This window comes from Mycobacterium sp. (assembly GCF_035653355.1).
GTDB lineage: Bacteria > Actinomycetota > Actinomycetes > Mycobacteriales > Mycobacteriaceae > Mycobacterium.
Window position 1 is genome coordinate 1 of the sequence record NZ_DASRBZ010000512.1, and the last position, 7,757, is coordinate 7,757.

The window sequence follows — 7,757 nt, forward strand, 5'->3', positions numbered from 1 at the left end:
GTGCTCTTTGGCTTTCAGCTCCAGCGAATCGGTGGCGTCGCGGTCCTCGAAGTCGACGTGGTCGGGGTGACGGAAGTCTGCGTTGGCATCCAGCGTCACCTTGCCGTCCAGCGCCAGGATCTGGTCGTCGGGGGTGCGCACCAGTGGGTTGACTTCGACCAAGGTCGCGTCCTCCTCGATGAACACCCCCCACAGCTTGGCGATGGTGATCGCAGCAGCGTCCAGGACCTCTTCGGGCAGGTGGCCCTGCTCAGCGATGGACCGCGCGAAGGCCACATCGACGCCGCGGACCGCGTCGACGGGGACCTTGGCCAGCCGTTCCGGCTTGGTGGCCGCGACCTCCTCGATCTCCATGCCGCCCTCGACCGAACACATCGCCAGGTAGGTGCGGTTGGCCCGATCGAGCAAGAAAGAGATGTAGTACTCCTCGGCGATGTCGCTGGCCTCGGAGACCAGCAGTTTCTTCACGATGTGGCCCTTGATGTCCAAGCCGAGGATGTTGCTGGCGTGCGAGTAGGCCTCCTCTGGGGTGGCGGCGTATTTCACACCGCCGGCCTTGCCGCGTCCGCCGGTCTTGACCTGCGCTTTAACCATGACCGGCCTACCGATTTCCTCGGCGATCGCCTTGGCGCCGTCGGCGCTGTCGGTCACCCGCCCCGGGGTGGTGGGCACGTTGTGCTTGGCGAATAACTCCTTCGCCTGATACTCGAAAAGATCCATGGGCTCACTGTCTATGTCGGCCTATATCTCGACGGGCCGCGGTTTAGAACCACGCCTGCGGGGAACTGTATCGACACGGCCGCAAGGCTCTGACGCCGCATCCTGCGATGTGGCGGAGGTCACCGCGCGGGTGAAGTGATTCAGCTCACAATCCCCGGGCGGTTTATCGACATGGGTTGCCACTGTCCTCGGTAAGTGGTTAACGTCTCAGGGTCCAGATAACGTTATGGTTACGACCCGAGGACTTTCCAGGTTGACCCAGCATCGTCTTGCCCGGTCTCCTGCATCAGGAGCCTCTCGCCGATCCACCCACCGTTTGTCCGATCTCGACCGCAATGAGATCACCGACATCATCCCGTTCAACGAGTTCGGCAGCCTCGACGATCTGGACTTCAGCGACAACTGCGCCTTCGACAAGGAAGTGCAGGTGCTGCGCGCGCCTGAGCTCGACGATTTGCACGACACCGACAACCTGACGCCGCTGTGGTTGGCCGCTCCCCGCGAGTTCGAGCCTGATCCTGGCGTCGAGCGTTGCACCGACGACGACCCGTATCTGGGCTTCGACGGACTGGACGACGATGCGGACACCACCGCGATTCCATGGCGGCGCGGCCAGCATCGCAAGCCCGCGAACAGTGCGGTGCGGGGCCGGGTACTGATCGGGGCGATGGCGGCAGGCGCCGCGGCTGCGGCGGCGCATTCTGCGACCCATCCGTCCCACGCCGCCAAGACCGAAACGGTGCTGGCCGCTGACGCGTCGTCGATCAACGGCGGGGCGGTGAGCAACTCGGCGCGCGGGATGCAGATGGTCATGGTCCGGCCGGCCGCCAATGTCACGGTGCACAACGAGGAGCTCGCCAAAGGCGTGGCCTTCGCCCAAGAACGCGCGCAACGCGAGGCCCGACTGCAGCAGCCACTGTTTGTCATGCCGACCAAGGGCATCTTCACGTCGGGCTTCGGATACCGCTGGGGCGTGCTGCACGCCGGCATCGACCTCGCCAACTCCATCGGCACCCCGATACTGGCGGTATCCGACGGAGTGGTCATCGACGCCGGCCCCACCGCCGGGTACGGGATGTGGGTCAAGCTGCGCCACGCCGACGGAACGGTCACGCTCTACGGTCACGTCAACACCACGCTGGTCAGCGTTGGCCAGCACGTGATGGCCGGCGATCAGATTGCCACCATGGGCAACCGCGGCGATTCCACTGGGCCGCACCTGCATTTCGAGGTGCTGCTGGGAGGCACCACCCGAGTCGACCCCGTGCCGTGGTTGGCCCAGCGCGGTCTTAGCGTCGGCAACTACGCCGGTTAATCCAGCGACCGAACACAATTCCGGCTTTCCCCGCGATTCGTCGCGGACCTCCTCTCACGGGCACTGCATTGGTGGGTTGGGCCAGCGCACTTCTGGATAACCTGGATAGCGACCCACGCGACCGACGAAAGGGTTTGAGACGACTGCATCAGCCGACGACGACGCCTCACCCGCCTCTGGGGCGTCAGCGGAGCAAGACGAACCGCGGACGCGCATCATCCGGCGCGCCCCGACGACACCGTTGCCCCCGGTCACACACCAGCTTCAGACCACCCAGATTCCTCGGCGGCCGGCTGCCTGGGAGGGCGCCGCTCGCCCGGGTCAGCGAAGCACCTACGGCGCGGTAAGTGCTGACTCCGGAGAACAGAGCGGCGCGACTGCCGTCGCCACCTCCGCCGTCAGCTTCGTCAGCGGCTGGGCTACCGCGGTGGTGGCTACCGACCTGATCGCCGGCTGGTGGAGAAGCGACCGGCTGTTTTGCGTCGCGGTGGGATTCCTGGCCTTGGTCTTCGCTATGGCGACTGTCGCCGGGGTGATTCTGCTGTTGCAGCGGCGGAGCCTCGGCCGCTACCTCATCGTCGCCGGCGCCGTGGTCGCGTTGCTCACCTACGGCGGCATCTTCATCGCGGGTGCGCGCGTCGCCTGGATCGTGCACACGCTGCCGATATTGCCGGTCGCCAGCGTGGTGCTGGCATTGCACCCGCAAACGAAGCGCTGGCTGGTCGACTAAAACGTCCCGGTCAAATCTTGGTGAGCGGGGCGTGGTTGTGCATCAGCTTGACGCGGCCCGAGCTGCCGAAGTCGATCAGTGACATGGCCGATTCGCCGACACCAGACACTTCCTCCACTCGACCCAGCCCGTACTTGTCGTGGGAAACCCTGTCGCCGGGCTCAAGCACCAGCAGCGGGCGCTTGGCCGCGGTTGAGCGAGCCGGCGACGGGCGGGGGATGCCGAAGCGGCCTGCCCCGCTGACCGGTGCGCTGAAGGACGGAGTGGGATCGGTGCGCCGCCAGTCGATGAGCTCTTGCGGGATTTCCCGCAGGAACCGCGACTCCGGGTTGAGCATGGGCTGTCCCCATGAGGACCGGACCTTGGCGCGGCTGACGTAGAGCCGTTGCCGGGCCCGGGTGATGCCGACGTAGGCCAGCCGCCGTTCTTCGGAGAGTTCGGCGGGATCATCCAGGGCCCGCATGTGCGGGAACATCCCGTCTTCCCAACCGGTGACGAACACCACCGGGAATTCCAGCCCCTTCGCGGTGTGCAAGGTCATCAGGGTCACCACGCCCGCACTGTGCTCGGGAATCTCGTCAGCGTCAGCGACCAGCGACACCCGTTCAAGGAACTCCGCCAGCACACTGGTGTCGGGCACGTCTTCGTCTTCGGGGGTGTGCAAGGATTCGTCGAGCGCTTCAGCGTTGGCCCGGTCAGTGCTGAATTCGTGTGCGACACTGACGAGTTCGTTGAGGTTGTCCAGCCGGGCCAAGTCCTGCGGATCGGTGGAGGACTCTAATTCGGCCCGGTACCCAGTCCGGTCGAGCACCGCCTCCACCAACTCGCCCAGGTCGCCGTCGAGGCGGCCGCGCAGATCGTCGAGCAACTCGACAAAACCCGAAATTGCCTTCTCGGCACGAGCATTGAGCATCGGGACTTTGCCTTCGGCCGCGGCCTGCAGGGCATCGGCGAAACTGGCGCCGGTGTTCTCGGCGTACACCGCCACACAGGCCTCGGCGCGATCACCGATGCCGCGCCGCGGCGTGTTGAGGATGCGTCGCAGGCTGACCGCATCGCCGGGGTTGTCCAGCACCCGCAAGTAGGCGACGATGTCGCGGATCTCCTTGCGCTCGTAAAAACGCACTCCCCCAACGACTTTGTACGGAATGCCAGCGCGGATGAAAACCTCTTCCAGCGACCGCGACGAGTTGTTGGTCCGGTAGAAGACGGCCACATCGTTGTAGGTGATTTCCCCACGCTCGACAAGTGCGTCGATCTCTTCGGCGACGAACCTCGCCTCGTCGTGCTCGTTGTCGGCGACGTAGCCGACGATCAACTCGCCACTCCCGGCGTCGGTCCACAGTCGTTTGTCGCGCCGCCCGGAGTTGCGGGCAATCACCGAATTGGCCGCGGACAGAATGTTTTGCGTGGAGCGGTAGTTCTGTTCCAGGAGGATCGTGGTGGCGTCTGGGTAGTCGCGTTCGAAGTCTTCGATGTTGCGGATGGTGGCGCCGCGAAACGCGTAGATCGACTGGTCGGCGTCACCGACCACGCACAACTCGCCCGGAGGAACGTCGTCTTCAACGTCACGGCCGACCAATTCCCGCACCAGGACGTACTGGGCATGGTTGGTGTCCTGATATTCATCGACCAGAATGTGCCGAAACCGCCGCCGGTAGTGCTGGGCGATCTGCGGGAACGTCTGCAATATCCCAACGGTTTCCGAAATGAGGTCGTCGAAGTCGAGCGCGTTGGCCGCCCGCAACCGACGCTGGTATTCGGCGTAGACGGCGGCGACCGTGCGGGCGAGGTCATCGGTGGCGTCCGAGACGCTGGCCGTGGCCTTTTCGGCGTCGATCAGCTCGTTTTTCAGGTTGGAAATGCGGTTGGCCAGCAACCGCGGTGAGTACCGCTTGATGTCGAGCCCCATGTCTCGGCCGATCATCTGCAGCAGGCGTCGGGAATCGTCGGCGTCATAGATGGAGAAGTTGGAGTTCAAGCCCGGGATGAGGGGGGCGTGGTTGCGCAGGATCCGCACGCACATCGAGTGGAACGTCGACACCCACATGGCGCGGGCGCGCGGGCCGACGAGCTGCACCACCCGTTCGCGCATCTCGGCGGCGGCCTTGTTGGTAAAGGTGATGGCCAAGATCTGCCCGACGCCGACGTTGCGCGCGGCCATCAGGTAAGCGATGCGGCGGGTCAGCACCGCCGTCTTGCCTGAGCCGGCACCGGCGACGATCAGCAGCGGCGAGCCCTCGTGCAGCACGGCCTGGCGCTGCTGCGGGTTGAGGCCGTCGAGGAGCTGCTCTGCCTCCGGGGCTGGCCGGACGTCGGTCACGCGAATGGTCATATCGGTCCAAACTTACCGCCGTTCGCCGACAGTTTTTGCGTTGGCGCGACCGATAGTGGCTACACTCGACCCGTGCTCGAAGCGCAGCTTGGTCGGCGATCGTGACGCATGCGCGTCGGCGATTCTTCTACGGGTACCGGACAGCGGTGCCCGTGGCTTAGCTGCTTTCCAGAGCCCCGTGGTTCGCGTCCGGATCCGGGGCTCGTCTGTTGTGTGAGGCCCGATTCCGGATGAGACCAGATTCCCCACACAACGAGAACGCGGAGACCAAAGACATGGAAACCGAACAGCTTCCAGACATCGACGAGCTCCGGCAGGAGATCGACCGCCTCGACGCCGAGATCCTCGCCGCAGTCAGACGCCGCACCGAGGTGTCCAGAGAAATCGGCAAACGCCGGATGGCGTCGGGCGGCACCCGGCTGGTGCACAGTCGCGAGATGAAGGTTATCGAGCGCTACAGCGAGCTGGGTCCCGACGGTAAGGATCTGGCGATGTTGCTGCTCCGGATGGGCCGCGGCCGGCTGGGGCACTAGCCACGCCGGTCAGGCCACCTGAGTAGCCGCGTCATGGCCATGGTTCTCGTCACCGGCGGTACCGGGACGCTCGGCCGCGTAGTTGCCGACCGTCTCATCGATGCCGGGGCCGGGGTGCGGGCCCTCAGCCGCGGCCTGCGGGCGGCCACAGGCCGCGCACCGCACGTCGTTGGCGATGTTCGCACTGGCGAAGGACTCGCCGAGGCAATGCGCGACGTCGATGCGGTCGTGCACTGCGTCGACCCGGCGCACCACGTGGTCAATGCGGCACTGGCAGCCGGCAAGCCGCATCTGGTGTTCATTTCGATTGTCGGCGTCGACCGGGTGCCGCTCGGCTACTACCGGCGCAAGCTTGCCGACGAACAGCTGATCGCAGACTCCGGTTTGCCGTGGACCGTGCTGCGCGCCACCCAGTTCCACGATCTGGTCGCCGCGGCGCTGCGCATTCTGGCGAAACCGCCTGTCCTCCTGGTCCCCGCGGGGTGGCAATTCCAGCCGATCGACGTCCGCGATGTGGCGGCGCGGCTGGCCGAGCTCGCCCTGGGCGGCCCGGCCGGACGGGTTGACGACATGGGCGGACCAGAAGTGCTTCCCATGGCCGATCTGGCGCGCCGCTATCTGGCGGCTGTGGGTAAACGCCGACCTGTGGTGTCGGTGCCGATGCCCGGCCGTCTCGCTCGGGGCTACCGCGCCGGCGGCAATCTGGCATCCGCCCAGGCGGTGGGAACCATACCGTTCGAGCGTTATCTGGAGGAGCAATTGGCCGCCGGCACAGTGCCCTATGGCGATGCGATCCGCGCCTATCTCCGGTTCCCGCGGCGCTCCGGGCCGCGGGGCGCGCATTAGTGTCGAACTATGACCTCCGTCCAACAGATTCCTGACATTTCCGCCACCGGGGCATGGCACGCCCTGCGGAGGCATCACGACGAGATCAAAGACAGCCACCTGCGCCAGCTGTTCGCCGACGATCCCGACCGTGGACGGGAGTTCACCGTCACGGTCGGCGACCTGTACATCGACTACAGCAAACACCGCGTCACTCGCGAGACGCTCAAACTGCTGACCGATCTGGCCAGGGCCGCCAACCTGGAACAGCGTCGCGACGACATGTTCGCCGGTCAGCACATCAACACCTCAGAAGACCGCGCCGTGCTGCACACCGCGCTGCGGCTGCCGCGGGATGCCCAGCTTGTCGTCGACGGGCGAAACGTCGTTGAGGACGTCCACGCGGTGTTGGACAGGATGGGCGATTTCACCGATCGGTTGCGCAGCGGCGAGTGGACCGGGGCCACCGGAAAACGGATCAGCACCGTGCTCAACATCGGAATTGGTGGTTCGGACCTGGGGCCCGTGATGGTGTATCAGGCGCTGCGCCACTACGTCGACGCAGGGATCTCGGCGCGGTTCGTCTCTAATGTCGATCCCGCGGACTTGACCGCGAAGCTGGCCGACTTAGACCCTGCCACAACGCTTTTCATCGTCTCATCGAAGACATTTTCCACGCTGGAGACGCTGACCAACGCGACCGCGGCTCGGCGCTGGCTGACCGACGCGCTCGGCGACGACGCGGTGGCCAAGCATTTCGTCGCGGTCTCGACGAACGAGGAAAGGGTCGCGGAGTTCGGCATCGACACGGCCAACATGTTCGGCTTCTGGGATTGGGTCGGCGGGCGCTATTCGGTCGACTCAGCGATCGGGCTGTCGGTGATGGCTGCCATCGGCCGAGAACGGTTTGCCGAATTCCTGTCCGGTTTCCACATTGTCGACGAGCACTTCAAAACCGCGCCGCTGGAGTCGAACGCGCCCGCGCTACTGGGGCTGATCGGTTTGTGGTACTCCAATTTCTTTGGCGCGCAATCACGAGCGGTGCTGCCGTACTCCAACGACATGGCGCGCTTCGCCGCCTACCTGCAACAGCTGACCATGGAATCCAACGGCAAGTCAGTGCGCGCCGACGGCACACCGGTCACCACAGACACCGGTGAAATCTATTGGGGCGAGCCGGGAACCAACGGCCAGCACGCCTTCTACCAGTTGCTTCATCAGGGCACTCGGCTGATCCCAGCCGATTTCATCGGCTTTTCCCAGCCCCTCGACGACCTGCCGGACGCCGACGGCACGGGC

Annotated in this window: 7 protein-coding genes; 5 read left to right on the top strand and 2 right to left on the bottom strand. The window is 65.3% G+C overall.

Going from position 1 to position 7,757, the window contains the following annotated elements; all coding sequences use genetic code 11:
• Positions 1-720, bottom strand: a 720-nt coding sequence (locus VFA16_RS17600; RefSeq protein WP_324969052.1) for an ATP-grasp domain-containing protein, incomplete at its 3' end; no start/stop codon positions are given.
• A gap of 253 nt (positions 721-973) precedes the next feature.
• On the opposite strand from VFA16_RS17600, the gene VFA16_RS17605 reads away from it, so the two are divergent.
• Entirely contained in the window at positions 974-2,035 is a 1,062-nt protein-coding gene (locus VFA16_RS17605) for a M23 family metallopeptidase (RefSeq protein WP_324969053.1), read from the top strand.
• Between the two features lie 241 nt (positions 2,036-2,276).
• Positions 2,277-2,765, top strand: coding sequence for a hypothetical protein (locus VFA16_RS17610; RefSeq protein ID WP_414687748.1), 489 nt, complete (start codon positions 2,277-2,279; stop codon positions 2,763-2,765).
• Between the two features lie 10 nt (positions 2,766-2,775).
• Here VFA16_RS17610 and pcrA read toward each other — a convergent pair whose 3' ends face one another.
• Positions 2,776-5,100 (bottom strand): DNA helicase PcrA, encoded by a 2,325-nt coding sequence (gene pcrA / locus VFA16_RS17615; protein WP_324969054.1) that lies wholly within the window; start codon positions 5,098-5,100, stop codon positions 2,776-2,778.
• Positions 5,101-5,330: 230 nt separating this feature from the next.
• Here pcrA and VFA16_RS17620 point away from each other — a divergent pair, with 230 nt between their 5' ends.
• The 3 genes from VFA16_RS17620 to pgi all read left to right on the top strand — a co-directional run.
• On the top strand, positions 5,331-5,633 hold the full coding sequence (locus VFA16_RS17620) for a chorismate mutase (RefSeq protein WP_324969055.1): 303 nt from the start codon (positions 5,331-5,333) through the stop codon (positions 5,631-5,633).
• Positions 5,634-5,666: 33 nt separating this feature from the next.
• Complete coding sequence (locus VFA16_RS17625; protein WP_324969056.1) at positions 5,667-6,479, top strand: SDR family oxidoreductase; 813 nt, start codon at positions 5,667-5,669, stop codon at positions 6,477-6,479.
• A 9-nt stretch (positions 6,480-6,488) separates the two neighbouring features.
• Positions 6,489-7,757 (top strand): glucose-6-phosphate isomerase (gene pgi, locus VFA16_RS17630; RefSeq protein WP_324969057.1); only part of this gene is annotated, 1,269 nt, incomplete at its 3' end.

What these genes read in the sequence shown, in the direction of transcription:
- VFA16_RS17625 (WP_324969056.1), top strand. Translation starts at nt 5,667, where the DNA reads ATGGCCATGGTTCTCGTCACCGGCGGTACCGGGACGCTCGGCCGCGTA.
- VFA16_RS17620 (WP_324969055.1), top strand. Translation starts at nt 5,331, where the DNA reads ATGAGACCAGATTCCCCACACAACGAGAACGCGGAGACCAAAGACATG.
- pcrA (WP_324969054.1), bottom strand. Translation starts at nt 5,100, where the DNA reads ATGACCATTCGCGTGACCGACGTCCGGCCAGCCCCGGAGGCAGAGCAG.